Source organism: Streptomyces guryensis, assembly GCF_021261325.1.
In the GTDB taxonomy this organism is placed as follows: domain Bacteria; phylum Actinomycetota; class Actinomycetes; order Streptomycetales; family Streptomycetaceae; genus Streptomyces; species Streptomyces guryensis.
Genome location: NZ_JAJSBI010000033.1, coordinates 25,603 through 51,790 on the forward strand (window position 1 = coordinate 25,603; position 26,188 = coordinate 51,790).

At 71.5% G+C, this 26,188-nt stretch carries 28 protein-coding genes and 1 pseudogene; 12 read left to right on the forward strand and 17 right to left on the reverse strand.

Features of this window, described 5'->3' with window-relative positions; all coding sequences use genetic code 11:
• Positions 1–246 precede the first annotated feature (246 nt).
• A complete protein-coding gene (locus LJ657_RS41110; protein ID WP_232654874.1) occupies positions 247–987 on the forward strand; it encodes a maleylpyruvate isomerase family mycothiol-dependent enzyme in 741 nt (246 codons plus the stop codon).
• Here the strand turns inward: LJ657_RS41110 and LJ657_RS41115 are convergent.
• A complete protein-coding gene (locus LJ657_RS41115; protein ID WP_232654805.1) occupies positions 974–1,366 on the reverse strand; it encodes a MarR family winged helix-turn-helix transcriptional regulator in 393 nt (130 codons plus the stop codon). The genes LJ657_RS41110 and LJ657_RS41115 overlap by 14 nt on opposite strands.
• An 86-nt stretch (positions 1,367–1,452) precedes the next feature.
• Between LJ657_RS41115 and LJ657_RS41120 the strand changes: the two genes are divergently transcribed.
• Together LJ657_RS41120 and LJ657_RS41125 are read left to right on the forward strand one after the other, a co-directional pair.
• The gene (locus LJ657_RS41120) at positions 1,453–2,937 is read left to right on the forward strand and encodes an MFS transporter (RefSeq protein WP_232654806.1); all 1,485 of its coding nucleotides are present in this window, start codon (positions 1,453–1,455) and stop codon (positions 2,935–2,937) included.
• Positions 2,938–3,007: 70 nt separating this feature from the next.
• The gene (locus LJ657_RS41125; protein WP_232654807.1) at positions 3,008–3,292 is read left to right on the forward strand and encodes a DUF6332 family protein; all 285 of its coding nucleotides are present in this window, start codon (positions 3,008–3,010) and stop codon (positions 3,290–3,292) included.
• On the opposite strand, the gene LJ657_RS41130 is transcribed toward LJ657_RS41125, so the two are convergent.
• The 3 genes from LJ657_RS41130 to LJ657_RS41140 form a co-directional block, all read right to left on the reverse strand.
• Positions 3,253–3,918: a response regulator transcription factor gene (locus LJ657_RS41130; protein WP_232654808.1), complete on the reverse strand. Its 666-nt coding sequence runs from the start codon at positions 3,916–3,918 to the stop codon at positions 3,253–3,255. The genes LJ657_RS41125 and LJ657_RS41130 overlap by 40 nt on opposite strands.
• Positions 3,915–5,150, reverse strand: a complete 1,236-nt coding sequence (locus LJ657_RS41135; RefSeq protein ID WP_232654809.1) for a sensor histidine kinase — start codon at positions 5,148–5,150, stop codon at positions 3,915–3,917. Before LJ657_RS41135 ends, LJ657_RS41130 begins: the two co-directional genes overlap by 4 nt.
• 93 nt (positions 5,151–5,243) lie before the next feature.
• The gene (locus LJ657_RS41140) at positions 5,244–5,930 is read right to left on the reverse strand and encodes a TetR/AcrR family transcriptional regulator (RefSeq protein WP_232654810.1); all 687 of its coding nucleotides are present in this window, start codon (positions 5,928–5,930) and stop codon (positions 5,244–5,246) included.
• A 172-nt stretch (positions 5,931–6,102) separates the two neighbouring features.
• On the opposite strand from LJ657_RS41140, the gene LJ657_RS41145 reads away from it, so the two are divergent.
• Positions 6,103–6,552 carry a nitroreductase family deazaflavin-dependent oxidoreductase gene (locus LJ657_RS41145; RefSeq protein ID WP_232654811.1) on the forward strand — a complete coding sequence of 150 codons (450 nt, stop codon included), beginning with the start codon at positions 6,103–6,105 and terminating at the stop codon, positions 6,550–6,552.
• Here LJ657_RS41145 and LJ657_RS41150 read toward each other — a convergent pair.
• Complete coding sequence (locus tag LJ657_RS41150) at positions 6,542–7,795, reverse strand: geranylgeranyl reductase family protein (protein WP_232654812.1); 1,254 nt, start codon at positions 7,793–7,795, stop codon at positions 6,542–6,544. The genes LJ657_RS41145 and LJ657_RS41150 overlap by 11 nt on opposite strands.
• 133 nt (positions 7,796–7,928) lie before the next feature.
• Between LJ657_RS41150 and LJ657_RS41155 the strand changes: the two genes are divergently transcribed.
• From LJ657_RS41155 to LJ657_RS41165, 3 genes are all read left to right on the forward strand, one after another.
• Positions 7,929–9,284, forward strand: a complete 1,356-nt coding sequence (locus LJ657_RS41155) for a dipeptidase (protein ID WP_232654813.1) — start codon at positions 7,929–7,931, stop codon at positions 9,282–9,284.
• A 134-nt stretch (positions 9,285–9,418) separates the two neighbouring features.
• Positions 9,419–10,123 carry an MBL fold metallo-hydrolase gene (locus LJ657_RS41160; RefSeq protein ID WP_232654814.1) on the forward strand — a complete coding sequence of 235 codons (705 nt, stop codon included), beginning with the start codon at positions 9,419–9,421 and terminating at the stop codon, positions 10,121–10,123.
• Between the two features lie 10 nt (positions 10,124–10,133).
• Positions 10,134–11,189, forward strand: coding sequence for a protein kinase family protein (locus LJ657_RS41165; protein ID WP_232654815.1), 1,056 nt, complete (start codon positions 10,134–10,136; stop codon positions 11,187–11,189).
• Here LJ657_RS41165 and LJ657_RS41170 read toward each other — a convergent pair.
• From LJ657_RS41170 to LJ657_RS41185, 4 genes are all read right to left on the reverse strand, one after another.
• Positions 11,162–11,965 carry an oligopeptide/dipeptide ABC transporter ATP-binding protein gene (locus LJ657_RS41170; protein ID WP_308117126.1) on the reverse strand — a complete coding sequence of 268 codons (804 nt, stop codon included), beginning with the start codon at positions 11,963–11,965 and terminating at the stop codon, positions 11,162–11,164. The two genes, LJ657_RS41165 and LJ657_RS41170, sit on opposite strands and share 28 nt — an antisense overlap.
• 241 nt (positions 11,966–12,206) lie before the next feature.
• On the reverse strand, positions 12,207–13,250 hold the full coding sequence (locus LJ657_RS41175) for an NUDIX hydrolase (protein WP_232654816.1): 1,044 nt from the start codon (positions 13,248–13,250) through the stop codon (positions 12,207–12,209).
• Between the two features lie 148 nt (positions 13,251–13,398).
• Positions 13,399–13,605 (reverse strand): hypothetical protein, encoded by a 207-nt coding sequence (locus LJ657_RS41180; protein WP_232654817.1) that lies wholly within the window; start codon positions 13,603–13,605, stop codon positions 13,399–13,401.
• The gene (locus tag LJ657_RS41185) at positions 13,602–14,585 is read right to left on the reverse strand and encodes a TIGR01777 family oxidoreductase (protein ID WP_232654818.1); all 984 of its coding nucleotides are present in this window, start codon (positions 14,583–14,585) and stop codon (positions 13,602–13,604) included. Before LJ657_RS41185 ends, LJ657_RS41180 begins: the two co-directional genes overlap by 4 nt.
• Before the next feature lie 117 nt (positions 14,586–14,702).
• On the opposite strand from LJ657_RS41185, the pseudogene LJ657_RS41190 reads away from it, so the two are divergent.
• Positions 14,703–14,917: pseudogene (locus LJ657_RS41190) on the forward strand (NPCBM/NEW2 domain-containing protein); the annotation flags it as partial.
• Between the two features lie 54 nt (positions 14,918–14,971).
• On the opposite strand, the gene LJ657_RS41195 reads toward LJ657_RS41190, so the two are convergent.
• On the reverse strand, positions 14,972–15,919 hold the full coding sequence (locus LJ657_RS41195; protein WP_232654819.1) for an ROK family protein: 948 nt from the start codon (positions 15,917–15,919) through the stop codon (positions 14,972–14,974).
• Positions 15,920–16,165: 246 nt separating this feature from the next.
• Between LJ657_RS41195 and LJ657_RS41200 the strand changes: the two genes are divergently transcribed.
• Positions 16,166–17,215, forward strand: coding sequence for a LacI family DNA-binding transcriptional regulator (locus LJ657_RS41200; protein ID WP_232654820.1), 1,050 nt, complete (start codon positions 16,166–16,168; stop codon positions 17,213–17,215).
• Positions 17,216–17,222: 7 nt separating this feature from the next.
• Entirely contained in the window at positions 17,223–17,978 is a 756-nt protein-coding gene (locus LJ657_RS41205; protein WP_232654821.1) for a hypothetical protein, read from the forward strand.
• 46 nt (positions 17,979–18,024) lie between these two features.
• Here LJ657_RS41205 and LJ657_RS41210 read toward each other — a convergent pair whose 3' ends face one another.
• Both LJ657_RS41210 and LJ657_RS41215 read right to left on the reverse strand, forming a co-directional pair.
• A complete protein-coding gene (locus tag LJ657_RS41210) occupies positions 18,025–19,869 on the reverse strand; it encodes a serine/threonine-protein kinase (RefSeq protein ID WP_232654822.1) in 1,845 nt (614 codons plus the stop codon).
• Between the two features lie 96 nt (positions 19,870–19,965).
• The gene (locus LJ657_RS41215) at positions 19,966–21,270 is read right to left on the reverse strand and encodes a DUF6986 family protein (RefSeq protein ID WP_232654823.1); all 1,305 of its coding nucleotides are present in this window, start codon (positions 21,268–21,270) and stop codon (positions 19,966–19,968) included.
• A 210-nt stretch (positions 21,271–21,480) separates the two neighbouring features.
• Between LJ657_RS41215 and LJ657_RS41220 the strand changes: the two genes are divergently transcribed.
• Positions 21,481–22,410: an endonuclease/exonuclease/phosphatase family protein gene (locus tag LJ657_RS41220; protein WP_232654824.1), complete on the forward strand. Its 930-nt coding sequence runs from the start codon at positions 21,481–21,483 to the stop codon at positions 22,408–22,410.
• A 59-nt stretch (positions 22,411–22,469) separates the two neighbouring features.
• Here LJ657_RS41220 and LJ657_RS41225 read toward each other — a convergent pair whose 3' ends face one another.
• The 5 genes from LJ657_RS41225 to LJ657_RS41240 all read right to left on the reverse strand — a co-directional run bounded on the left by LJ657_RS41225 (position 22,470) and on the right by LJ657_RS41240 (position 25,652).
• The gene (locus LJ657_RS41225) at positions 22,470–23,432 is read right to left on the reverse strand and encodes an electron transfer flavoprotein subunit alpha/FixB family protein (protein WP_232654825.1); all 963 of its coding nucleotides are present in this window, start codon (positions 23,430–23,432) and stop codon (positions 22,470–22,472) included.
• 73 nt (positions 23,433–23,505) lie between these two features.
• The gene (locus LJ657_RS41230; RefSeq protein ID WP_232654826.1) at positions 23,506–24,294 is read right to left on the reverse strand and encodes an electron transfer flavoprotein subunit beta/FixA family protein; all 789 of its coding nucleotides are present in this window, start codon (positions 24,292–24,294) and stop codon (positions 23,506–23,508) included.
• Positions 24,295–24,514: 220 nt separating this feature from the next.
• Positions 24,515–25,030, reverse strand: coding sequence for a flavin reductase family protein (locus tag LJ657_RS41235; protein ID WP_232654827.1), 516 nt, complete (start codon positions 25,028–25,030; stop codon positions 24,515–24,517).
• Positions 25,031–25,074: 44 nt separating this feature from the next.
• Entirely contained in the window at positions 25,075–25,155 is an 81-nt protein-coding gene (locus LJ657_RS49200; protein ID WP_372488045.1) for a putative leader peptide, read from the reverse strand.
• An 83-nt stretch (positions 25,156–25,238) separates the two neighbouring features.
• Positions 25,239–25,652, reverse strand: coding sequence for a TlpA family protein disulfide reductase (locus LJ657_RS41240; RefSeq protein ID WP_232654875.1), 414 nt, complete (start codon positions 25,650–25,652; stop codon positions 25,239–25,241).
• Between the two features lie 75 nt (positions 25,653–25,727).
• On the opposite strand from LJ657_RS41240, the gene LJ657_RS41245 reads away from it, so the two are divergent.
• A complete protein-coding gene (locus LJ657_RS41245; RefSeq protein WP_232654828.1) occupies positions 25,728–26,144 on the forward strand; it encodes a DUF4395 domain-containing protein in 417 nt (138 codons plus the stop codon).
• The last annotated feature ends 44 nt before the right edge of the window (positions 26,145–26,188 follow it).

The following is a 26,188-nucleotide window of genomic DNA, read 5'->3' on the forward strand; positions in this document are numbered from 1 at the left end:
ACCGCCCAGCTGATCGAGCGCGCGCCGCGCGCTACCGAAGGCACCCTGTCCGCGGCCGAGTGCGCCGGCGCCACCGGCATCTCCCACGTCGGCGCCCGACGCCACCTGAAGCACTTCCACACCACGGGCGACGCCGGCGTCAGCCTGCGCCACGGCACTGCCGGCTTGCCCGGAGCGCCGCTGCGGCCGGCGGTCGTAACCCCGCGCTCTTCCCTTCGACCGCACTCCATCCGGCACACTCACCCCATGGAGACAGCACAGTTCGTGGAGATCCTGAACCGCGAGGGGCGGTTGCTGGCGGCGGCCGCCGAGGAGGCCGGAACCGATGCCAAGGTGCCGACCTGCCCGGACTGGCAGGTGAAGGATCTGCTGCGGCACACCGGGATGGTGCACCGGTGGGCGGCCGCCTTCGTCTCCGAGGGGCACACGTCCTACCACCCGGACGGCGGGCTGCCCGACCTCGACGGCGACGCACTGCTGGCGTGGTTCCGCGCGGGGCACCGGTATCTCGTCGACACCCTCGCCTCCGCTCCGCCCGACGTGCGGTGCTGGCACTTCCTGCCCGCGCCGTCACCCCTCGCCTTCTGGGCCCGGCGGCAGGCGCACGAGACCACGGTGCACCGGATCGACGCGGAGTCGGCGAGGGGCGGAGCGCCGAGCGGGATCGCCCCCGGCTTCGCGACCGACGGCATCGACGAGCTGCTGCGCGGTTTCCACGCCCGCTCCAGGAGCAAGGTCCGCAGCGACGAGCCCCGGGTGCTGCGGGTGCGGGCCACGGACACCGACGGCGCGGTGTGGACCGTACGGCTGTCCCAGGAGCCGCCGGTAGCCGCGCGGGATGCGGCAGGGGACGCCGACTGCGAAGTGGCAGGGCCCGCCGCGCAGTTGTACCTGGCGCTGTGGAACCGGCTGCCGTTCCCGGACGTGATCGGGGACGCCGCCGTCGCCGCACTGTGGCGCGAGAGGTCGGCCGTCACCTGGAGCTGAGGTCGCCCGACAGCATCCGTGTCAGCACCGCACGCTGTACCGGCAGCACCTCGCCGTGCAGGGTGCGCCCCTTCGCCGTGAGGACCACACGGACGCCCCGCCGGTCCTCCGTGCACATGGCGCGCTCGACCAGGCCGTCCTTCTCCAGCCGGGCGATCAGCCGTGACAGCGCGCTCTGGCTGAGGTGGACCCGCTCGGAGATCTCCTGCACGCGATAGGTGCAGGAGTCGCCGGACAGCACGTCCAGCACCTCGAAGTCGCTGGCGCACAGGCCGTGTTGATGCAGTGCGCGATCGAGTTCGCACTGGGTGCGGGCATGCAGCGCGAGGATGTCCCGCCACTGGTCCACGAGCGCCTGTTCGGCCTTCTTCGCCGCCATCCGCGCACCGTAGCAGAGAAGCAGAATTATTGCACCGGAATTAAATGCACTTGCATTCGATGCATGCGCATGTAATGTGTGTGTCCATGACCTCTCCGCTCACCACCCCTGCGGCCCCGTCCCCGGCGGCCCGCTGGACTCCCCGGCTGTGGGGCACCCTGCTGGTGCTCTGCGCCGCGATGTTCCTGGACGCGCTCGACGTGTCGATGGTCGGCGTCGCACTGCCGTCCATCGGCTCCGACCTCGAGCTGTCCACCTCGGCGCTGCAATGGATCGTCAGCGGCTACATCCTGGGCTACGGCGGCCTGCTGCTGCTCGGCGGACGCACCGCCGACCTGCTCGGCAGGCGCCAGGTCTTCCTGATCGCCCTGGGCGTGTTCGCACTCGCCTCACTGCTCGGCGGGCTCGTCGACTCGGGTCCGCTGCTGATCGCCAGCCGTTTCATCAAGGGCCTGAGCGCGGCCTTCACCGCGCCCGCCGGCCTGTCCATCATCACCACGACCTTCGCCGAGGGCCCGCTGCGCAACCGGGCCCTGTCCATCTACACCACCTGCGCGGCCACCGGCTTCTCGATGGGCCTGGTCCTCTCCGGCCTGCTCACCGAGGCCAGCTGGCGCCTGACCATGCTGCTGCCCGCGCCTATCGCCCTGATCGCCCTGGTGGCGGGCCTGAAGCTGTTGCCGCGCAGCGAACGCGAGAAGGACCACAACGGCTACGACATCCCCGGCGCCGTCATCGGCACCGCGTCGATGCTGCTGCTCGTCTTCACCGTCGTACAGGCTCCGCAGGTCGGCTGGGCGTCGGCCCGCACGCTGCTGTCCTTCCTGGCCGTCGCCGTGCTGCTGACCGTGTTCGTGCTCGTCGAGCGGCGTTCGGCGGGTCCGCTGATCCGGCTCGGTGTGCTGCGGTCCGGCAGCCAGATCCGCGCCCAACTCGGCGCGATGGCCTTCTTCGGGTCCTACGTCGGCTTCCAGTTCCTGGTCACGCTGTACATGCAGTCGCTGCTCGGCTGGTCGGCGCTGCACACGGCGCTCGCCTTCCTGCCGGCCGGCGCACTGGTGGCGGTGTCCTCGACGAAGGTCGGCTCGATCGTCGACCGGTTCGGCACCCAGCGGCTGATCGCGGCGGGCTTCGCGCTGATGGTCGTCGGATACGCGCTGTTCCTGCGCGTGAGCCTCGACCCCGTGTACGCCGCCGTCATCCTGCCGTCGATGCTGCTGATCGGCGCGGCCTGCGCGCTGGTCTTCCCCTCGCTCAACATCCAGGCCACCAACGGCGTCGAGGACCACGAGCAGGGCATGGTCTCCGGGCTGCTCAACACCTCGGTGCAGGTGGGCGGGGCGATCTTCCTGGCCGTGGTGACCGCGGTGGTGACCGCCGGAGCCCCCGCGCACGCCACCCCGCAGGCCGTGCTGGACAGCTACCGGCCCGGGCTGGTGGTGGTGACGGGCATCGCCCTCGCCGGGCTGCTGATCACGCTCACGGGCCTGCGGACGCGCCGGCCCCAGCAGTCCGTGGTGGTCGCCAGGTCCCCTTCACCGGAGGCGGAGCGCGTACCCGTACGCGACTAGGGGGCGCCTCCCCTGTGCGCCCGGCGGGGCCTGCTTGCCCCGCCGGGCGCACTGCCGTGAGACTGGGTGTGTGGATGGATACGGGGGACGGCGTCACAAGGCCGAGCAGGACGCGATGACCGTCGAGATCGGTTACGCGCTGGTCAGTGCGGTGTTCGCGGCAGCGGTGGTCTTCGGGGCCGTCGCCGGACCGGCGTTGCTCTTCGACCTGCCGGACCTGCTGTCCAGGCTGCTGCTGCGGGTGGGACTGGCGCTCGCGCCCATCGTGTTCGTCGTCCGGGCCGTGAGCGTCGTGGTGCGCTTCAGGCGGGGCGCTCAGCCCAGCCAGCCCGGTCGCACCAGCCCCGACTCGTAGGCCAGGACGACCAGTTGGGCCCGGTCCCGGGCCCCCAGTTTGACCATGGTCCGGCTGACATGGGTCTTCGCGGTGAGGGGGCTGACGACCAGACGGCGGGCGATCTCCTCGTTGGACAGGCCGATGCCGACCAGGGCCATCACCTCGCGTTCCCGCTCGGTGAGTCCGGCGAGGGTGTCGGCGGCCGCGGGTTCCTTGGAGCGGGCCGCGAACTCGGCGATCAGACGACGGGTCACGCCGGGGGAGAGCAGTGCGTCGCCCTCGACCACCGCCCTGACGGCGCGCAGGAGTTCATCCGGTTCGGTGTCCTTGACCAGGAAGCCGGAGGCGCCGGAGCGGATCGCCTCGAAGACGTACTCGTCGAGCTCGAAGGTGGTGAGCATGACCGCCTTGACACCCTGCAGGGCGTCGTCGTCGGTGATCCGGCGGGTCGCCGCCAGGCCGTCCAGCACGGGCATGCGGATGTCCATCAGGACGACGTCCGGGCGCAGTTCGCGCACCTTGCGCAGCGCCTCCTCGCCGTCGGCGGCCTCTCCGGCCACCTCGATGTCCGGCTGCGCGTCGAGGAGCGCCTTGAAGCCGGCCCGCACCAGTGCCTGGTCGTCGGCGAGCAGTACGCGGATCACCGGTCGTCCTCCTTGGCCTTGACCTTGAGCGGCAGTACGGCGAGCACCCGGAAGCCGCCGTCCGTGCGCGGACCCGCCTCGATCGTGCCACCCAGCGCCGCGGCACGCTCCCGCATTCCGGCCAGACCGTTGCCGCTACCGCCCGCGTCGGCGCCGGTCGCGGGTCCGTCGTCGTCGATGCGCAGCCGTAGCGTCTGATCGTCGTGGCCGACGTGCACGCGCGCGTGACGCGAGCCCGAGTGCCGTACGACGTTGGTGAGGGCCTCCTGGACGATACGGAAGGCGGCGAGGTCGGTGCCGGGCGCGAGGCGTGGCGGCTCCCCTTCGACGTCCACCGTGAGGCCCGCGCTCGCCGCCTGCTCCACCAGCTCGGGCAGCCGGTCGAGGCCGGGCGCCGGAGCGCGCGGTGCGTCTCCCGGTGTGCGGAGCGTGGCGAGGACCTGGCGGACCTCGCCGAGCGCCTCCTTGCTGGCGGCCTTGATGGTGGTGAGCGCGGTGCGCGCCTGTTCGGGGTCGGTGTCGAGGAGGGCGAGCCCGACGCCCGCCTGCACGTTGATCACCGAGATGCTGTGGGCGAGGACGTCGTGCAGCTCCTGGGCGATCCGCAACCGCTCCTCGTCGGCCCGCCGCCGCGCCGCCTGCGCCCGCTCGGCCCGCTCTCCGGCCCACTGCTCGCGCCGGATCCGGGCCAGCTCCGCCAGCGCCACGATCGCCGCCACCCATGCGGCGATCACGGCTTCCTGCGCCCAGGGGGCCGCCGGGTCCCGCGACGGCGGCAGCCAGCGGTACAGCCAGTGGGCCATCAGCATGTGCCCGGCCCACAGCATCGCCACCGCACCCCAGGCGGCCCGCCGATGCCCCGAGACGATCGCGCTGAAGCAGGCCACCACCACGGTGAAGAAGACCGGACCGTACGCGTACCCGGCCCCCAGGTAGACCATCGCGGCGGCCGCGGTGCCGTACACGACGAGCACCGGATGGCGCCGCCGCCACAGCAGCAGTCCGGAGCCCACCAGCAGCAGCACGCGCGCGAAGATGTCGAGGGCGGCGCGCTTGCCCTCCTGCTGGTGCGCCGCGTAGTGGGAGCCGACGAGCACGAAGACGGTGAGCAGCAGGGTGGAGCGCCACGGCCAACGGGCCTGCCGGTGCTCGTCGCCCCAGCGGTTCATCCACGGCGGGCCGTGCCGCCACCACTGGGGCGGTCCGCCCGCGTGCCCACGCTGCTCGTCCATGACGGCCACGCTAGACGCGACCGGGAGCGCGGGGCGTCCACCGGGCGTGGTGATCAGCGGTACTCCCCGGGAAGTACGACGCCCCGCCTCGGCTCACGTCAGCCCGACTCCGAGGGCGAGCTGCCCCGCCGCATGCCGGAAGAACGCCGCCCGGTCCTCCACGACACGGTGGAACTGGCCGAACAGCTCGAACCCGATCAGTCCGAACAGCTGGGCCCAGGCCGCGACGAGGGCCGGGGCGACGGCGGGCGGCAGGTCGGAGGCGAAGTCGGCCGCCATGCGCTCGGCCTCGGGCAGCAGTTCGGCGGGGAGAGCGGGCAGGGCCACGCCGGGGCCCAGCCTGGCGTCGCGCACGATGCCGATCAGGACGAGGCCGACGCGGGCGGCGGCCGGGACGGTGGTCTCGGGGGCCGTGTAGCCGGGGACCGGCGAGCCGTAGATCAGCGCGTACTCGTGGGGGTGCGCAAGGGCCCATTCGCGTACGGCCTCGCACACGGTGGTCCAGCGCTGCACGGGTCCGTCGTCGGCCGCGGCGGTGTGCGCCGCCTCGGCCGCCTCGCCCACGGAGTCGTACGCGTCGATGATGAGCGCGGTCAGCAGGTCGTCGCGGCTCGGGAAGTAGCGGTAGAGCGCGGAGGAGGCCATGCCGAGCTCGCGGGCCACGGCGCGCAGCGAGAGCTTGGCGGCGCCCTCGGCCGCGAGTTGTCTGCGCGCCTCTTCCTTGATGGCCGCGGTGACCTCGATCCTGGCTCGGGCACGGGCGCTGTGTGCGGTGCTCATGGGGAGCAGTCTCCCATGAAAGGAGAGCAGTGCACACAACAGAGATCGGCGAACAAAAAAGAGAGCACCGCTCTTGCTTTGGATCACCGATCCGGTGCAGACTCATCACATCAAGCGAGAGCGGTGCTCACAAAAGCGAACGGCGCTCTTCCACTGACCGATGGGGGTCCTCATGTCCACACACGTCCAGAAGCCCGGCTGGTTCACTGTCAACGTCTTCAACCGCGCCGTGGCGTGGATGACCCGCCGCGGCATCAGCGTCTGGGGATCGCGGGTTCTTGCGGTCCGTGGACGCAAGAGCGGCGAGTGGCGGACCACCCCCGTGAACCTGCTGACGGTGGAGGGGCAGCAGTATCTGCTGGCCCCGCGCGGGCACGTCCAGTGGACGCACAACATGCGGGCCGCGGGCAGCGGCGAGCTGCGCCTCGGCAAGAACGTGGACGTGTTCACCGCGACCGAGGTCGCCGACGACGACAAGGTGCCGCTGCTGCGCGCCTACCTCAAGCGCTGGAAGGCCGAGGTCGGGGTCTTCTTCAACGGGGTCGGCCCCGACTCCCCCGATGCCGACCTGCGCCGTATCGCCCCCGACCACCCGGTCTTCCTGATCACGGTCAGGAGCTGACCTCGGTGGCCTCGCCGCCGCCCACCGGATCCACCGGACGCCGGTCGAACGCGGTGAGGGCGCGCTGTGCCATCGGATGGACGCGCACGATCTCGGCGAGGGAGGTCGAGCCGCGCGTGATGTCCCTGAACGCGTTCCACGCGGGCCGGAACCCGGTCAGTGCCGCGTGGAACAGGCCGGGCCGGCGCTCGAAGACGGTCAGCAGAGCCCTGCCGACGCTCATCTCGACGCCGAGCCCCGCCTTGATCGCGAACGCGTAGTTCAGGGCCTGGCGCCGGGCGTCCACCGCGTCGTGCGCCTCGGCGATCCGCACCGCCCACTCCCCCGCCAGCCGCCCCGAGCGCAGCGCGAAGGAGATGCCCTCGCGGGTCCACGGCTCCAGCAGCCCCGCCGCGTCCCCGCACACCAGCACCCGCCCGCGGGACAGCGGCGAGTCGTCGGCCCGGCAGCGGGTCAGGTGGCCGGAGGAGACGCTCGGTTCGAACCCGGCGAGTCCGAGCCGCCCGACGAACTCCTCCAAGTACCGCTTGGTGGCCGCCCCTTCACCGCGCGCCGAGATCACCCCGACCGTGAGTGTGTCCCCCTTGGGGAACACCCAGCCGTAACTGCCGGGGATCGGGCCCCAGTCGATGAGCACCCGTTCCTTCCAGTCCTCCGCGACGGTCTCCGGCACCGGGATCTCCGCCTCCAGACCGAGATCTACCTGGTCGAGCTTCACCCCGACGTGCGCCCCTATCCGGCTGGCGCTGCCGTCCGCGCCCACCACGGCCCGCGCGAGCAGCGTCTCGCCGCCCTGCAGGAACACGGCGACCGTACGCCGGTCCGGCACCGCCGAGCCGTGCTGCTCCACTCGCTGCACGGTGACGCCGGTCCGCAGCTCGGCGCCCGCCTTCTGCGCGTGCTCGACGAGCTGCTGGTCGAACTCGGGCCGGTTGATCAGCCCGAACAGCATCTGCTTGGAGCGCCGGGTGCGGGTGAAGCGCCCGTTGTTGGAGAACGTCACCGCGTGCACCCGGTCCCGCAGCGGCAGCTCGAAGCCGGGCGGCAGGGAATCGCGGGACGGGCCGATGATCCCGCCGCCGCACGTCTTGTAGCGCGGCAGCTCCGCCTTCTCCAGCAGCAGGACGCTGCGTCCCGCGACCGCCGCCGCGTAGGCGGCCGAGGCCCCCGCGGGTCCCGCGCCCACCACGACGACGTCCCACACCCGCTGCACGTCGTCCGCCGAAGAGTTCTCGCTGCTCACGATGGTCTACTGCTCCCGATCAAGCTGCTGCCGCACCTGTCCCCCCGCATCCTACGGCGGACATCTCCGCAGGCCGCTGTGGGAGGATCCCGATACCCACACGTACAACGTCGCACCCACAAGGAGCGTGCCCATGTCGTCGAATCCGGTCGCCGAGACCGTCGCCTCGCTGATGCCGAGGGCGCAGGCGGAGCTCGCCGAACTGGTGGCGTTCAAGTCGGTGGCGGACTTCGAGCAGTTCCCCAGGAGCGAGAGCGAGGGCGCTGCGAACTGGGTCGCCGACGCCCTCACCGCCGAGGGGTTCCAGGACGTCGCCCTCCTCGACACCCCCGACGGCACGCAGTCGGTGTACGGCTACCTGCCCGGCCCCGAGGGCGCCAGGACCGTCCTGCTCTACGCCCACTACGACGTCCAGCCGCCCCTGGACGAGGCCGGCTGGACCACCCCGCCCTTCGAGCTGACCGAGCGCGACGGCCGCTGGTACGGGCGAGGCGCCGCCGACTGCAAGGGCGGCGTGATCATGCACCTGCTCGCGCTGCGTGCCCTGAAGGCGAACGGCGGCGTGCCCGTGCACATCAAGGTCATCGCCGAGGGCTCGGAGGAAATGGGCACGGGTGGCCTGGAGCGTTACGCCGAGGCCCACCCCGACCTGCTGACCGCCGACACGATCGTCATCGGCGACTCGGGCAACTTCCGCGTCGGTCTGCCGACGGTCACCTCGACCCTGCGGGGCATGACCCTCGTGCGCGTGCAGATAGACACGCTCGAAGGCAACCTGCACTCGGGCCAGTTCGGCGGCGCGGCCCCCGATGCGCTGGGCGCGCTGATCCGCGTGCTGGACTCGCTGCGCGCGGAGGACGGTTCGACCACCGTCGACGGGCTCACTCCCACGACCCGTTGGGAGGGCCTGCAGTACGACGAGGAGCAGTTCCGCCAGGACGCCAAGGTGCTGGACGGGGTGCAGCTGATCGGCTCCGGCTCGGTCGCCGACCGTATCTGGGCGCGCCCGGCCGTCACGGTCCTCGGCATCGACTGCCCGCCGGTGGTCGGCGCCACGCCGTCGGTGCAGGCGGGCGCCCGCGCCCTGGTCAGCCTGCGGGTGCCGCCGGGCGTGGACGCGGCCGAGGCCACCAAGCTGCTGCAGGCCCATCTGGAGGCGCACACCCCGTGGGGCGCCCGGGTGCGCACCGAACAGGTCGGCCAGGGCAAGGCGTTCAGCGCGGACACCACCAGCCCGGCGTACGCGGCGATGGCGGAGGCGATGGCGGTCGCCTACCCCGGCCAGGAGATGCAGTACGCCGGCCAGGGCGGTTCGATCCCCCTCTGCAACACCCTCGCCGAGCTCTATCCGCAGGCGGAGATCCTTCTGATCGGTCTGAGCGAGCCGGAGGCCCGGATCCACGCGGTGAACGAGAGCGTCTCGCCCGAGGAACTGGAGCGTCTGTCGGTGGCGGAGGCCCTGTTCCTGCGGAACTACGCGGCAAGCTGAACCCTCCTCCACCGACGCCCAGTGGCCCGCCCTCGGGCGGGGCCACTGCAGGGCGAGCCGAGCCACGCCCCGCCCGCTCTGCCGTCAGCAGAGGGCCCTCGTCTTCGGACGGGGGCCCTTCTACGGTCGCCTTCATGGACGTCGTCGAACTCCTCCCACGCCTTCACCTTCTTCGCTTCCCGGTCGGCCAGGGCTATCTCTGGCGCGACGGCGACGAGCTCACACTGATCGACGCGGGCCCGGGGGGCTCGGGTGCCGCCATCGCCGCACTTGTGGAGCCGCTCGGGGACATCCGCCGCATCGTGCTCACGCACTTCCACGAGGATCACGCAGGCGGCGCGGGCGAGCTTGCCGCGCTGACCGGTGCCGAGGTGCTGGCCCACCATCTGGACGCAGCCGCGATCCGCGGTGCCGTCCCCGGCCCACCCCCGGTGTTCGAGGACTGGGAGCGCCCCCTCCACACGGAGGTCGCCCGGCACCTCCCGGAAGGCGAGTTCGTACGGCCTCGGATGGTCACCGGCCTCTCCGACGGTGATGTCCTGGGCTTCGGTGACGGAGCGCACGTGATCCACACCCCCGGCCACACGCACGGCAGCATCGCCCTCCATCTCGCGCAGCACGGCGTCCTGTTCACGGGCGACACCGTGGCGGCCTCCCCGGTCGACGGCAGCGTGATGCCGGGCGTCTTCAATCTCGACCGGTCCCAGCTGCTCGGCTCATTTGGCCGGCTCGCGGCGCTCCGCTCCGACGTGGCGTGCTTCGGGCACGGCACTCCGGTGATCGGGCACGCGGGCACGACACTTCGCCGATCAGCAGACACGTACCCGGTGTCACCCTGACCATGAGGTCATGTCCTCCGCCACGCGCCGCACCGCCCACAGCGACCTCGCGACCTCCCTGTCCCTCCTCAGTGACCGCGAGCTGGCGGACCTGCTGGCCTCGGGAACGCCCGTGGGCGTCGGCATCGGCGGGCGCTACCTGCTGGTCGAGGTGGACGGCAGGCGGGTCTTCGTGAAGCGGATGCCGCTCACGGACGTCGAGTTGCTGCCCGAGAACGCCCGGTCCACGGCGAACCTCTTCGAGCTGCCGGCCTTCTGCCACTACGGCACCGGTCGCAGCCCCGGCTTCGGTGCCTGGCGCGAACTGGCCGTGCACACGATGACGACGAACTGGGTGCTCGCCGACCGCTTCACCGGCTTCCCTCTGATGCACCACTGGCGGGTGCTGCCGGATGCCGTCCAGCCCCTTCCCGATGAACTGGCGGACGTGGCGGGGACGGTGGCCTACTGCGGCGGCTCGGCACAGGTCCGCGAGCGCCTCGACGCCCTGCGGACCTCGTCCACGAGCCTGGTCCTGTTCCTGGAGTACTTCCCGTACACCCTCCACGACTGGCTCGACACGCAGGTGCGCACCGCCGACTCGGACCGGATCTGCACGCGGGTGGACGAGTGGCTGGGCGCGCTGACCGGGTTCCTCCGCGAACGCCGGCTCCTGCACTTCGACGCGCACTTCCAGAACGTCCTCACCGACGGCGAGCAGTTCTTCCTGGCCGACTACGGGCTCGCGTTCAGTTCCCGGTTCCGGCTCTCCCGGCCGGAGCGCGCCTTCTTCGACCGGCATCGCGACTACGACCTCGTCTACAGCCGCGCCCATCTGGTGAACTGGCTCGTCACCGCCTTGTACGGGTACGACAGACAGGAGCGGGAGGCTTTCGTCCGCGGCTGCGCCGTCGGGGCGCGTCCCGACGGCGTACCGAAAGCCGCTGCCGCGATCATCTCCCGGGACGCAGCGCTCACGGCCGTCCTCAACGGCTTCCTCGGCCGCCTGCGGCACGAGAGCAGGCTGACCCCCTACCCGGTGGAGGACCTGCGCCTCGCTTACAACAGCTCCACGCTCTCCGCGTAGGGGCAGGCGACCGGGTTCCCGCCGCCCCGGTCGATCAGCGCGGGCACCTCCCCGACACGGGCCTCCCGTTCACTCTCCGTCAGCCGGCCGGCGAACTTGGGACCTCGGGTGCGGAAGCGGCGGCCGCTGGGCGGGCGGACCGGGCTGGGGACGTCGCCCTGGACGAGGACGCGGGTGCAGGCGCGGGCGCGCTCCTTGCGCGGGTCGGGGAGCGGGATGGCGGAGACGAGGGCCTGGGTGTAGAGGCGGGCGGGGGCGGTGAACAGGTGGTGGGCGGGGGCGATCTCGACCAGGCGGCCCAGGTACATGACCGCTACCCGGCCGGCCACGTGGCACATCACCGACAGGTCGTGGGCGACGAAGAGGAAGGACAGGCCGAGTTCGTTCTGCGGGTCCATCAGCAGGTTGAGTACGCCGGCCCGGATCGATACGTCGACCGCCGGCACCGGCTCGTCCAGCACGATCACCTTGGGGCGCAGGGCCAACGCCCGTGCGATGCCGATGCGTTGGCGCCGGCCGCCGGAGCACTCGTGGGCGTAGCGGTTGCCGTGCTCGGAGTTCAGTCCGACCAGGCGCAGCAGTTCGCGCACCTCGTCCCAGCCGCCGGCGTCGTAGCGGCCGTGGATGCGCAGGGGTTCGGCGACGTTCGACAGCCGGCCGAGCTGCCCTTGTCGGAGCTGCCGCCCCCGCCGCCCGCTGCTGCAGGCGGCCAGGGCCGGCACGAGCCCGGCGGCAAGGGCGAGTCCCCTCGTGAGGGCCGATGAGTGCGCGCGCATGTCCCTCCTCCGGCCGACGGAGGTTCCGCGGCCTTGTCGAAGCGGCCGAGCGGCCGCGCGAGAGCTGAGTTGCGCACCGACGGTAGAACTCGCGTGCACCTGGTGCAGGTTCCTGTTCATACCGGGACGGCGACAATTCACCCGAGCTTTGCCCCTGGAACCCCCTCCGCCGGGCAGTGTCGCCCGACAACCACTCAGGAACCACAGAGGTCACGTCGTCAGCAGGGGTGTTCGACAGAGATCAGCCGACCGGGACGCCCGCCTCCAGATACAGCGCCGCGCCGCGCTCGCGCGCCCGCAGGGCCCAGCGCAACCGCTCGTAGCGCACCGGCGGAAGCAGGTCCGCGGCCTCCTCCTCGGTGGCGAACCGCCAGTCGCGCAGCTCGGGCCCGGGCAGCAGGAGCCGCGCTGTCTCCGTGGAGTCGAGGCGGCCGCCGTCGAAGAGGAGGCGCAGCCCGCCGTAGCCAGGAGGTGCGGGCGCCTCCCAGTCGACGACCAGAAGGCGGGGGACCTCGTCGAGGTGGATGCCGGTCTCCTCGACGACCTCGCGCATGCCGGCGCGGGCGGGGGCTTCACCGGGTTCGACGACACCGCCGGGGAACTCCCAGCCGGCCTTGTAGGTGGGGTCCACGAGGAGGACGCGGTCCTGCTCGTCGAAGAGGAGGACGCCTGCGGCCAGCGTCTCGGCGGTGGGTTCGGGGGTCTGTACTATGTCACATACCACTACCTCACCGGTGCTGACGGCCTCAGCGATGCGGAGCGCGCTCTCATACGGTGTGAGGGCCCCCGTGTCGACGGGATAAGCATCGGCGGTGAGCCAGGACGCGAGGGCGGCACGGTACGGCTCGATGTGGTCGTACGACCACTGCCGTACCCGTGTCTCGCCGTCCGGCAGGTCGGGCGGCACATCCCGGCCGGCTATTCGCTCCCGCAGGATCGTTTCCGCCGGAGCCAGGAGGACATGCCGGACAGAGACCCGGCGTGCTGCGAGGCCGCCGAAGATCTCGTCTCGGTACTCCTGGCGCAGCAGGGTCATCGGAACCACCAGGGTTCCGCCCAGTTCGGCGAGCATCGCGGCCGCCGTGTCGATCACGAGACGTCGCCAGATCGGCATGTCCTGGTAGTCGCCGACCTCGGCGAGGTGCTTGGGCGGCAGCAGGTGCGTGAGAGCCGCGCCGATCACCTCCGGGTCGAAGAGCGTACTGTTCGGGATCAGCTCGATCAGCTCCCGTGCGGTGGTGGTCTTCCCCGCACCGAACGCGCCGTTGATCCAGACGACGGTCACAGGTCCCCCTTCTTCTGTTGGCCCCCTGTGGCTTGCCCGCTTCACCCTGCCACGGAAACCAGCTCCAGTTGAGGGCGCACAAAAGGGGGCGCCGGTACCCCTGCTGCGGGGGCACCGGCGCCGCGATCGGGTCTCGACCGGGTCGGCCTTACTGACCGAGGGCCTTTCCTGGACCGGCGAGGCCCTCGTCGCCCGTCGTGTGGGTGACCGTGCCGACGGTGTCCTCGACGCCCAGGTCGCCGAGCGACTGGTGATCACCGACCACCTGGTGGTCGGCGTGTTGCGAGGGGGTGATGGCCGCGACGACGAACCCGGTGGCGAGGGAGGCGATGGCGAGCATGCTGCGCTTCTTCATGCCCGGTTCAACTGTGAAACCGCGCGTGGGTCACGCCTTCGTCCGTCGCGCACCTGGCGCACCAGGTCGGCGGCCGCCTGCGGCCACTGGGCGTGCTCGAATGCGAACCCCGCTTCAAGCAGGCGGCCGGGGACGACCCGGCGGCTCTTGAGCAGGAGCTCGGTGTCCGAGCGCAGGGCGAAGGCGCCGAGTTCGGCCATCCAGCGCGTGGCGGGCAGCCCGACCGGCATGCCGCATGCGGCGCGCAGGGCCCTCATGAACGCGCGGTGCGGGAGCGGCCCGGGAGCAGCGAGATTCACCGGCCCGGCGAGGTCTTCCCGGTCGAAGAGGAACTCCACCGCGCGGACGAAGTCGCGCTCATGGATCCAGGACACGTACTGCGCACCGCCCGCGACCGGACCGCCGAGGCCGAGCCGGGCCAGTCGCAGCAGAACGTCGAGGACTCCGCCGCGATCGGGGCTCATCACCATGGCGGAGCGCAGGGCGACCTTGCGGGTGCCCGGCGTGTCGGCATCTTCCTGTGCCCGTTCCCAGTTCCTGGCGATCTCCACGCTGTAGGCCCAGTAGCCCGGGACCCCGGGCTCGCCGCCGCCGATCACACCGGTCGCCTCGTCGTTGGGCGCGTCGAAGCGGTGGGCGTACACGGTGGCCGTACTCATCTGGAGCCATACGCGGGGAGGCCGCGCGGCGGCCGCGATCGCCTCTCCGACGATCCGGGCGGAATTCACCCGGGAGTCCATCATGGCTCGCAGGTTGGCCGGGGTGTACCGGCAGCTGACACTGCGCCCCGCCAGGTTGATCACGACGTCGCTGCCGTCGATCTCCTGGCCCCAGGGGCCCAGGTGCTCGCCGTCCCAGCGGACCTCACCCTCACGCACCGGCCGCCGGGTGAGGATCACGACGTCGTGGCCGGCGGCAGCCAGCGCGCGCCGCAGGATCGCGCCGACCTGCCCCGTCCCGCCAGGAATGACGATCTTCATCAGGCTCCCCCTTGTGTATGGGCGGAAGCCTAACCCAGGAACTTGAACACGTTCAAAATCTACTGCCGGCATGTTGCGGAAGTGATGAGCCGAGCGAATCCGACACCACTTGCCGAAAACGACGAGAAGGGCGCCCTCTGCACCGTCGCCCTCGAGGTCTGGACCGACGACCCCAAGGTCACCTCGACCGGGGTCCTGACCGGCGCGATGCCCGCCCAGCCGCTCACCGCTGATGCGACCGGCCCCAGGTGGTCCACCTGATCGTCACCGACGGCGGCGACCCCCTCGACTCGGACCACGCTGACTGGGCGTACGCACAGTCGACCCGCTGAGCCCGATGCGGTGGGCCCAGCAGCACGCGTGAACGTTCCTGCTGCGGACGCCCCTCAGACCGCGGCCGCGTCCGCCCGCTTGGCGAGCGCGGCCGCGGCCGCCCCGACCAGACCGGCGTCCGTGCCCATCTGGGCCGGCGTGATCTCCAGGCGCTGCACGAAGGACAGGGTCGCGTAGTCACTGAGGGCCTTGCGCAGGGGCGTGAACAGCACGTCGCCCGCCTTCCCCACGCCCCCGCCGATCACCGCGATGTCGATCTCGACGAGTGTGGCGGTGGCCGCGATGCCGGCGGCCAGCGCCTGGGCGGCCCTCTCGAAGGAAGCGAGGGCCACCGGATCTCCGGCGCGGGCGGCGGCGGCCACCGCGGCCGCGGAGGTGTCACCGTCGGGGTCGGGCCGCCAGCCGTTCTCGATCGCCCGGCGGGCGATGTTGGGGCCGCTCGCGATGCGCTCCACACAGCCGCGCGAGCCGCACGGACAGGGGTCGCCGTCGAGGTCGACGCTGATGTGGCCGATGTGGCCCGCGTTGCCGGTGGGGCCGGGGTGCAGCTGCCCGTTGAGGACCAGGCCGCCGCCGACACCCGTGGAGACCACCATGCACAGCGCGTTGTCATGGCCGCGGGCGGCGCCCTGCCAGTGCTCGGCCGCGGTGATCGCCACGCCGTCGCCGATCAGCTCGACCGGCAGGCCGCCGACCGCGTCCTGGACCCGCCGCACGAGGGGGTAGTCGCGCCAGCCCGGCACGTTCACCGGGCTCACCGTGCCCGCGGAGGCGTCCACCGGGCCGGCGCTGCCGATACCGAGGGCCGTGGCGCGGTCCCACAAGGGTGCGGCGGTCAGCTCGCCGAGGACCTCGCGCACGGCGCCCATCACGGTCTCGCCGTCCTGCTGCGCGGGCGTCGCACGCTGAGCGCGCACCACGATCTGGCCGTGGCCGTCCACCAGCGCCCCGGCGATCTTGGTGCCGCCGATGTCGAGCGCTGCCACGAGGTCGGTGTGCATCAGTGTCGGATCTCCCGAAAACCATCGGATCCCCGTCGGCCAGGGGAATTTCCCCCTTGAACCACGGAGATGAGCGGGCCGGTCTGACGGTGGGGGCGCAGGCCGGAGATTGCGGTGGACAGTCTCTCGTGCATATGACAACGTTGTCCAGGCTCTATGCTCGACGCCACATCCTCATACAAACTCATGGTCTGACGCATCCCCGTGGACGAGACCCGTGGACGAGACAGGACAGGACAGCGCATCGTGCCCGAGACCGCTCGCCGAACAGCCCCCCTCTCCGGAACGCGTTACGGCAACCGTCCCACCATGAAGGACGTGGCGGCGCGCGCCGGAGTCGGCCTGAAGACCGTCTCGCGCGTGGTCAACGGCGAGCCCGGCGTCACCCCGGAGACCGAGCGCCGCGTCCAGGAGGCCATCGACGCGCTCGGCTTCCGCCGCAACGACAGCGCCCGTGTGCTGCGCAAGGGCCGCACCGCCAGCATCGGCCTGGTCCTGGAGGACCTCGCCGACCCGTTCTACGGCCCTCTCAGCCGCGCGGTCGAGGAGGTGGCCCGGGCACACGGCGCCCTGCTGATCAACGGCTCCAGCGCGGAGGACCCGGACCGCGAGCAGGAGCTGGCGCTGGCCCTGTGCGCGCGGCGGGTGGACGGACTGCTGATCATTCCGGCCGGTGACGACCACCGCTATCTGGAGCCCGAGATCAGGGCGGGCGTCGCCACGGTGTTCGTCGACCGGCCCGCCGGGAAGATCGACGCCGATGTCGTCCTGTCCGACAGCTACGGCGGCGCTCGCGACGGCGTCGCCCACCTCATCGCCCACGGTCACCGCCGGATCGGCTTCATCGGCGACATGCCCCGCATCCACACGGCCGCCGAGCGGCTGCGCGGCTACCGGACCGCCATGGAGGACGCGGGCATCCCGGTGGAGGACTCCTGGATGTCCCTGGGCGTCACGGACCCGCACCGGGTGCGGCGGGCCGCCGAGGAGATGCTCTCCGGACCCGCCCCGGTCACCGCGGTCTTCGCGGGCAACAACCGCGTGACGGTCACCGTGGTCCGTGTCCTCGCCGAGCAGGCCCGCCGGGTCGCACTGGTCGGCTTCGACGACTTCGAACTCGCCGACCTGCTGCAGCCGGGCGTCACCGTCGTCGCCCAGGACGCGGCGGCCCTCGGCCGCACCGCCGCCGACCGCCTCTTCCGCCAGTTGGACGGCACCCTCCTCACCCCGGAGCGCATCGAGCTGCCGACCCGGCTGATCACCCGTGGCTCGGGCGAGCTGCCGCCGACGGACTGAGTCGCCCGTGGACGGCCAAGCGGACCACAGCCTCGAAGCGCTCGGCCTCGACCTGGCCCCGCGTGACCACCCGCTGCTCTACCCGGGAGCCCGGCCCGCCCGGTCCGGACTCCTGGACGGCGACCGGTTCCTGCCCCTCGACCGCCTGGTCCACGAGGACCGCGTCCCCGTCCTTGCGGTCGGCTCCAACGCCTGCCCGGGCCAACTGCGCCACAAGATGGTCGAGTCCGGGATCACCTCGCCCATCCCGATGGTGCGCGCCCGGGTCACGGGGATCGGCGTGGGTGTGTCCGCGCACGTCAGCCGCCTGGGCTATGTGTCGGCGTCACCGGTCGACGCGCCCGGCACCGTACGGGAGTTGTTCGTGACCTGGCTGGACGCCGCCCAGCTCGCGGTGATCGACACGAGCGAGGGCGTCCCGCTGCGGTACGGCAACTTCCGGCGCGCCTGGCTGCAAGTGCCGCAGGTGCGGATCGAGTTGGGGGACGGTACCCGGCTGCCCGGTGCGTACACCTACGTCAATCGCCGCGGGGTCCTGCGCAACGGTTCGGGTGCGCCACGCGGGCAGGTCGGTCAGCGGGCGGTGCTCACCGAGCTCCTAGTCGGATCTGCCCGGTTGAGGGAGCTGTTCGGTGCCACACCCGAGGAGTTCTGCGCGCGGGCGCGTGCCGACGCGGGGCTGTGCGAGCAAGGTACCCGGGTGTTCGCCGAGGAGAAGCTCGTGACGGTGTCGGGGCTGGAACGGTTCGTGGCGGACGGGTGAGCGTGGTGGCCGCGAGGCCGCGAGGCCGCGACGAGCATGGCCGACGTCAGCAGACCGGGAGTCCGGGGATCGGCTGGTCGTTGGCGCCGCCCTTGATGTAGACGTCGCTGATGTAGACGCCCGTGTTGCCGCTGTCGTCGTCCGTCTTCGCCCACCAGACGTTGGTCCACTGGCCGTCCGTCTCGCGGCGGCCCAGGTTCTGCTGGCAGTAGAAGTAGTTGGTGCCCGCGCCGAGCACGCCGACCTCGGTGCCGGAGGCGGTGTAGGACTTGGCGCTGCGCCAGACCGTGCAGTTGTACTTGCCGCCGCCTGTGGAGGTGCAGGCCGGTGCCGCGGTGGCCCCTCCCCCTCCGCCCGTCGTACCGCCGCCACCCCCGGTGGTACCGCCCGAGGAAGTGCCGCCCGTGGTACCGCCCCCGGTGGTGCCGCCGCCCGGAGGCTTCGCCGTGGACGAGGACGAGGCCCGGCTCGTGGGCGTGGCTCCGCCCTTCCGGCCGGCGGCCTCCGTCGGCGTCGGGGTCTTCTTGTCGCCCTGCTCCGTCGGCTTGGGGCCGTCCGAGTGACCGGAGTCGGTGCGGTCGGAGACGGACGCGGACGCCTGGACGTCCGTCTGGGACGAGGAGGGACGCGTGTTCGCTTCCGTGTTCCACGCGTTCAGCAGGGCGACGGTGCCCCCAGCCGCCGCCAGGACGACGGTGACGGCCACGGCGGCGAGCAGGGCGCGCCCCTTGTGGCGCGGGGAGGCCGAGGGAGACATGGGCCCGGTGGGGGCCGTCACGAAGTTGGGTGCCGGGTCTTGCGGCGCGGGCGGGCGGAAGTCCGGCGTGCCGTGTGCGGAGTATGGCGCAGGGCCGAAGCCCGGCCCGCGCTGCTCGGTGGGAGCGGACTCCTGTGCCGACGGCGCCGTCCCCTGCACTGCCCCCGGCATGAGGAACCCCGGAGGCAGTGCTGGAACGCCGGGCTCCGTCTCCGCCCTCGGCGCCGTGTCACCGCGCAGGGTCGTCGTCGGCGTGTCCGTGCCGCCCGAGTCCGCCACCGCCTGCAGCAGAGCGCGCCCCTGCCCGGCCTCGGGGCGGGTCTCGGGCCGCTTGTCCAGCAGCTGCTGGAGTACGGGCGTCAGCGGGCCCGCTCGCTCCGGCTCCGGGAGCGGTTCGGTGACGATCGCGGTGAGCGTGGAGTACGTCGATGTGCGGCGGAAGGGTGAGGAGCCCTCGACGGCCGCGTACAGCGTGGCTCCCAGGGCCCAGACGTCGGAGGCCGGGCTCGCGTCGGCGCCCTGGGCCCGCTCGGGCGCCAGGTAGTCCAGGGAGCCGACGAGCGCACCGCTGCGGGTCAGATGGGTGGCAGCGCCGTCGCCCGGGTCCTCCATGGCCGCGATGCCGAAATCGGTCAGGACGACGCGGCCGGACCCCTCGAGCAGGATGTTGCCCGGCTTCACGTCACGGTGCAGGACGCCGGCCCGGTGCGCGGCCGCCAGGGCGTCCATCACCTTGGCGCCGATGCCGGCGGCCTCGACCGGGTCGAGGGAGCCGCGCTCGCGCAACACCTGCTCCAGAGACGGCCCGTCGACCAGCTCCATGACGATCAGCGGACGGCCGTCGACCTCGGTCACGTCGTGGACGGCGACGACTCCGGGGTGACGCACCCGGGCCGCAGCGCGGGCCTCGCGCTGCATCCGCAGCCGCAGGTCGGCGAGTTCGGGCCCGTCGGCGTCGCTGTAGGTGCGCAGTTCCTTGACGGCGACCTCACGGCCCAGCACCTCGTCGACGGCTCTCCAGACGACACCCATGCCGCCGCGCCCGAGTTGGGCCACGACGCGGTAGCGCCCCGCCAGCACCCGGCCGGTCCCGTCGCCCTGGTTGTTCTCGCCTGAGGTCTCCCCCGAAGACACGGCCCGCCCCGTTCCTGTGACACATCAATGCGTGCGGTACAGACTACGGGGCGGGGGTGACAACGCCAGCCGGTGGTGACTGCCGTGACGGGGCCGCTATTTGGCGGACGCGGTCAGGTCGCCGCGCCGGGGCGCCGCGAAGCCCTCCAGATCGGCCCGGGTCAGACCGGTCACCCGGGCGACCTCGGCGATGTCCAGCGCGCCGCAGTCCAGGCCGCGCAGCAGATAGCCGCTGAGGGCCTTGGCGGTGGCGGGCTCGTCCATGACGTCGCCGCCGGCCCGGTTGGCGTACCGGGCGAGCCGGGCGGCGGCCTGCTCGAAACCTTCACGGTAGAAGGCGAAGACGGCCGCGTACCGGGTGGGGATGTGGCCCGGGTGCATGTCCCAGCCCTGGTAGTAGGCGCGGGCGAGGGCGCGGCGGGTGAGGCCGTAGTGCAGGCGCCAGGCGTCGTGGACCTTGGCCGTCGGTCCCACGGGCAGCACGTTGGTCGAGCCGTCCGACACCCGTACGCCCGTCCCGGCTGCCGCGACCTGCATGATCGCCTTGGCGTGGTCGGCGGCCGGGTGGTCGCTGGCCTGGTGGGCGGCGGAGACGCCGAGGCAGGCGCTGTAGTCGAAGGTGCCGTAATGCAGGCCGGTGGCGCGGCCCTCGGCGGCCTGGATCATGCGGGCGACGGTGGCAGTGCCGTCGGTGGCGAGGATGGACTGGCTGGTCTCGATCTGGATCTCGAAGCCGATCCGGCCGGGCTCGAGCCCGCGCGCCTTCTCGAAGGCCTCCAGCAGCCGCACCATGGCGGTGACCTGCTCGGCGTACGTCACCTTGGGCAGCGTCAGCACCAGTCCGTCGGGCAGCCCGCCGGCCTCCATCAGGCCGCTGAGGAAGATGTCGAGGGTGCGGATTCCCCGGTCGCGTACCGGTGCCTCCATGCATTTCATCCGGATGCCCATGTACGGGGCCGCCGTCCCCTTCTCGTACGCCTCCGCGATCAGCCGGGCCGCGCGGGCCGCCGCCTCGTCCTCCTCGGCGTCCGGGCGGGGGCCGTAGCCGTCCTCGAAGTCGACGCGCAGGTCCTCGATGGGCTCGCGCTCCAGCTTGGCGCGCACGCGCGCGTGGACGGGCCCGGCGAGTTCGTCGGACAGACCGAGGACGGCGGCGAAGGAAGCGGCGTCCGGGGCGTGTTCGTCGAGGGCCGCGAGGGCCCGGTCGCCCCAGGAGCGGATGGTGTCGGCGGCGAAGACGTCACCGGGGACGTAGACGGTGTGCACGGGCTGACGGGTGCCGGGGTCCCCCGGGTAGCGGCGCTCCAGTTCGGCGTCGACCGGGGCGAGGGAGGCGCTGATCTCCTCGCTGATCGCGCCTGCGAGGCTCGTCGCCACCTTCTCCTGCTGGCCCTGACCCATCCCATACCCTCCTGTTTTCCACTGTGCGGAATCAACAATCCGTAGAATGAAGTTATCTGGGCGCCTTCCACCGGTCAACACCATGTCCACGGAGAGCAACGCCGTGATCTCGGCATGTTCACGCTCGTCTCACACCCGGGTATGACACTTCCCTATCCACGACTCGCCCCACGCACGACTCGTCCGGCTGTCGCCACCGAAGGAGCCTCCGTGCCGAACCAGCGCCGAGTCACCCGCCGTCTGGGCCTCAAAGCGACCCTGGCCGCGGCGGTCACCGTGCCGCTCTCCAGCGCAGCGATCTCCGCCTCGTCGGCGTCCGTCCCGCCCGCACCGTCGGGTCCGACGCGTGCGCGCCGGGCGCCCCGTCTGGAGGTCATGACCTTCAACCTGCGTTTCGCGAGCACGAAGGAGCCCAACAGCTGGAGCGACCGCAGACCGGTGATGCGCGAACTGCTGCATCGTGCGCACCCCCACATCATCGGCACGCAGGAGGGCCTCTACCAGCAGCTCCGCGACATCGACTCCGATCTCGGGCCGTCCTACGACTGGATCGGCACCGGCCGCGAGGGCGGCAGCCGCGACGAGTCCACGGCGGTCTTCTACGACACCCGGCGCCTGGCCCCCGTGGAGCACTACACCTTCTGGCTCTCCGACACCCCGGAAGTCATCCGCTCGAACACCTGGGGCGCCGCCTTCCCCCGCATCGTCACCTGGGTCCGCTTCCGCGATCTCGCTGACGACGGACGGGAGTTCTACGTCCTCAACACCCATTTCGACCATGCGAGCCAGTACGCGCGCGAGCGCAGCGCCACGCTGTTGGTCCAGCGGATCGGGCAGCTCGACCGCTCGCTCCCGGTCGTGGTGACCGGCGACTTCAACGCCGCCGCGCACTGGAACCCGGTCTACGACACGCTGGTGGGTTCAGGGCTCGTCGACGCCTGGGACGCGGCGGCGCACCGCAGTGCCCCGTACGGGACCTTCCACGGCTACAAGGGGCTCAGGCCGAACGGCGACCGCATCGACTGGATCCTCACCACGCCGCGGGTGACGACGCACCGGGCATCGGTCGACACCTTCTGCGCCGGCGGCCGGTTCCCGAGCGACCATCTGCCCGTGCGGGCCTCGCTCAGTCTGGAATGAGCCGAGGCCCCCGCGACTGTTCGTGCAGTCGCGGGGGCCTCGACCGGCCTTTCGGGTGATCAGCCCTTGCGGGCGTTGATCTCCTCGGTGAGCTGCGGGACGACGTCGAAGAGGTCGCCGACAACGCCGTAGTCGACCAGGTCGAAGATCGGGGCCTCGGCGTCCTTGTTGACCGCCACGATCGTCTTCGAGGTCTGCATGCCGGCCCGGTGCTGGATGGCGCCGGAGATGCCGTTGGCGATGTAGAGCTGCGGCGAGACGGACTTGCCGGTCTGGCCGACCTGGTTGGTGTGCGGGTACCAGCCCGCGTCCACCGCGGCGCGCGAGGCGCCGACGGCCGCACCCAGGGAGTCGGCCAGCGCCTCGATGATCGGGAAGTTCTCGGCGCCGTTGACACCGCGGCCGCCGGAGACCACGATCGCGGCTTCGGTCAGCTCCGGACGGCCGGTGGACTCGCGCGGGGTACGGCCGGTGACCTTCGTACCGGTCGCCTGCTCCGAGAACGACACGGCGAGGGCCTCGACCGCACCGGCGGCCGGAGCGGCCTCCACCGCGGCGGAGTTGGGCTTGACGGTGATGACCGGGGTGCCCTTGCTGATACGGGACTTGGTGGTGAACGAAGCGGCGAACACCGACTGGGTGGCCACCGGACCCTCGTCGTCGGCCTCCAGGTCGACGGCGTCGGTGATGATGCCGGAGCCGATGCGCAGCGCCAGACGCGCGGCGATCTCCTTGCCCTCCGCGGAGGACGGGACCAGCACGGCGGCCGGGGAGACGGCGGCGACGGCGGCCTGAAGCGCGTCGACCTTCGGTACGACCAGGTAGTCGGCGTACTCGGACGCCTCGTGGGTCAACACCTTGACGGCGCCGTGCTCGGCCAGCGCGGCGGCGGTGTCACCGGCGCCGTTTCCCAGCGCGACGGCGACCGGCTCGCCGATGCGGCGGGCCAGCGTCAGCAGCTCCAGGGTGGGCTTGCGGACGGCACCGTCCACGTGGTCGACGTAGACGAGAACTTCAGCCATGGGATTGCTCTCCTGCGGGATACGAAGTCTGAGGGGCGATAAGGGAGTTGAGCCTCGAAGGGGCTACGGGCCCTTAGATGAACTTCTGGCTCGCGAGGAACTCGGCGAGCTGCTTGCCGCCCTCGCCCTCGTCCTTGACGATCGTGCCCGCGGTACGGGCCGGACGCTCGGCCGCGGACTCGACCTTCGTCCACGCACCCTCGAGACCGACCTCTTCGGCGTCGATCTCCAGGTCGGACAGGTCCCACGACTCGACCGGCTTCTTCTTGGCCGCCATGATGCCCTTGAAGGACGGGTAACGCGCCTCGCCCGACTGGTCGGTGACCGACACGACGGCCGGCAGGGACGCCTCCAGCTGCTCGGACGCGGCGTCGCCGTCACGGCGGCCCTTGACCGTGCCGTCCTCGACGCTCACCTCGGACAGCAGGGTCACCTGCGGCACACCCAGTCGCCCGGCGAGCAGCGCGGGCACGACGCCGGCGGTGCCGTCGGTGGAGGCCATACCGGAGACCACGAGGTCGTAGCCGGCCTTCTCGATGGCCTTGGCCAGCACCAGCGAGGTGCCGATCGCGTCCGTGCCGTGCAGGTCGTCGTCCTCGACGTGGATGGCCTTGTCGGCGCCCATGGACAGCGCCTTGCGCAGCGCGTCCTTGGCGTCCTCCGGGCCCACGGTCAGGACGGTGATCTCCACGTCGTCGTCGGAGTTCTCGGAGATCTGCAGCGCCTGCTCGACCGCGTACTCGTCGAGCTCGGAGAGCAGACCGTCCACGTCGTCCCGGTCGACGGTCAGGTCATCGGCGAAGTGCCGGTCGCCAGTGGCGTCGGGCACGTACTTCACAGTGACAACGATCCTCAAGCTCACGCCGGCTCTCCTACTGCAATCGTCATTTCGGTGCTGCCTACTCTCAGGCAGCATAGGCGTCTCAAGCGGCCGATCCCGATCGGGGCGACCCGCGCTCCGAGCGAAATATTACTCGCCAGTACACCCAGTTCATTCCCGCTAAGCAAGCGCTTTGAACTGTGACCTTTGCAACGCAGCGTAATCGGAACTCGACCGCTTCGCAGGCGGAGCCGGCCGGAGGTCAGTCACGCAGGCCGTTGAATCGCCCCTGGTGGTAGACGAGCGGCCGGCCTGGGCCCGTGGGGTCGCCCAGCACCACCTCGGCCAGCACGATGCGATGGTCCCCGGCGGGGACGCGGCCCACGATCCGGCACACCATCCAGGCGGGGACGTCGTCGAGGACGGGGACTCCTTCGGGGCCCGTACGCCAGGCGGTGGGCGCGCCGAAGCGGTCGGCGCCGCTCCTGGCGAAGGTGGCCGCCAGCTCCTGCTGATGCTCGCCGAGTATGTGGACGCCGACGTGCTCGGTCGACGATATCGCCGGCCAACTGGAGGCTCCGGTGCCGATGCCGAAGGACAGCAGCGGCGGTTCGGCGGAGACGGAGGTGAGGGAGGTGGCGGTGAAACCGACCGGGCCGGCGTCGCCTCGCGCGGTGATCACGGCGACTCCCGCCGCGTGCCGCCGGAAGACGGAACGCAGCAGGTCGGGAGAGGCAAGCTGGGGAGTACGGGTGCCGAGGTCGGGCGTGGCCGTCATGGAGTTGTCCTTCTACGAGGAGGGGCGGGCGGTGTCGTGGCTGCTCAACAGCTCGGACAGCACGCGCTCGCAGTGCGGGCGAGGTCGACGTGCACCCGCCCGTGGAGAAGGAGTTCCGTAGGCATACGGTCAGGCTGACGATAGGTGGTGCGCACAGTCAAGTACGTTCCGGCATCTGGGAGATGCCTCACCGTCCGCGTCACAGCCCTCAAACCGCCTCCCCCAGTGCGGCGATGACGTCGGCCTTGCGCGGCTGGCCGGTGGCGCGTCGCACGACCCTGCCGTCGGCGTCAAGGACCAGCACGGTCGGAGTCTTGAGGATGTCGAGTGCTCGTACGAGGTCCAGATGGTCCTCGGCGTCGATCTCGACATGGGTCACACCGGGGACCATGCCGGCCACCTCGCCCAGCAGGCGCCGGGTGGCCCGGCAGGGCGCGCAGAAGGCACTGGAGAACTGCACGAGGGTGGCACGCTCACCGAGTTCCTCGCCCAACTCGGCCGCCCCGAGCCGCTTCCCGCCGTCGCGCCCACGCACGCGCACCCTCCCGTTCCGCTGCCGATGAATCACTCCGTAGGCGCTCGCCGCCACGAGCACCACCGCGCACACCACAAGTCCGGTCATCACCTGCACAAGCATTCACGAGACTGCAAAGATTCCCGACTCCCCGGATCTTCTTCCATGCGGAATGCTTGCTTCATGGACATCGATGTGAGGGGGCCCCGCTTCGGGGCTGCCGTGACGACCGTCGTCCTGGCGGTCGTGCTGATCACCGGGAGCGCCTGGCTGCTGGCCTGGCAGACGCTGGCGTTCGCGCTGGGCGCGGCGGGCGGGGTGGGCCGTTCGCCGTACGGCTGGCTGTTCCGCAGGGCCGTACGCCCCAGGCTCGGGCCGCCGACCGAGTTCGAGTCGCCGGAGCCGCCGCGGTTCGCTCAGGCGGTGGGGCTGGTCTTCGCCGGGGTGGGGCTGATCGGTTTCGCGCTGGGCCCGAGCTGGCTGGGGCTCGCGGCGACCGCCGCCGCGCTCGCCGCGGCGTTCCTCAATGCCGCGTTCGGGTACTGCCTGGGGTGCGAGATGTACCTGCTCGCACGGCGGGTGACGGTCCGTGCGGAGTAAAGGCTGCTTAAAAGTCCGAGGTGGATCAATGGTCGGACGTGACG